This is a genomic window from Nocardia cyriacigeorgica (assembly GCF_010858045.1).
GTDB classification, from domain to species: Bacteria; Actinomycetota; Actinomycetes; order Mycobacteriales; family Mycobacteriaceae; genus Nocardia; species Nocardia cyriacigeorgica_E.
In genome coordinates this window covers 1-297 of the sequence record NZ_JAAGVC010000292.1, presented here as the reverse complement: position 1 = coordinate 297, position 297 = coordinate 1, and the positions used below count along the sequence as shown (strand labels likewise).

Genomic DNA, 297 nt, shown 5'->3' with positions numbered 1-297 from the left:
AGCCTGCGCTGTACCGCACTACCGGCGTCATCGTCGTCACGGGCGATCGATTCCAGCGAATTACTGGTGTGCCCGTTGGCGGCGACCATCGCCTGGGTCAACTGGGGCAGATCGACCTCGAGTTCGGCGGCCACCTCACGAGCGGTCGGCACCCGCCCGAAGCGCTGAGACAGGGCTTCGGTGGCCGGGCCGATGCGCAACTGGATGTCTTTCATCGTGCGCGGCACCCGCACCGCCCATGTGCGGTCACGGAAGTGGCGACGCACCTCGCCCATTATGGTCGGTACGGCGTAGGCG

The 297-nt window shown here is 67.0% G+C and carries 1 protein-coding gene; it reads right to left on the bottom strand.

Translation table 11 applies throughout. The annotated features are described in order from the left end of the window. The coding region (locus GV790_RS29765) for a sigma-70 domain-containing protein (protein WP_309139054.1) at positions 1–266 on the bottom strand (266 nt) is incomplete at its 3' end. Positions 267–297: the final 31 nt, after the last annotated feature.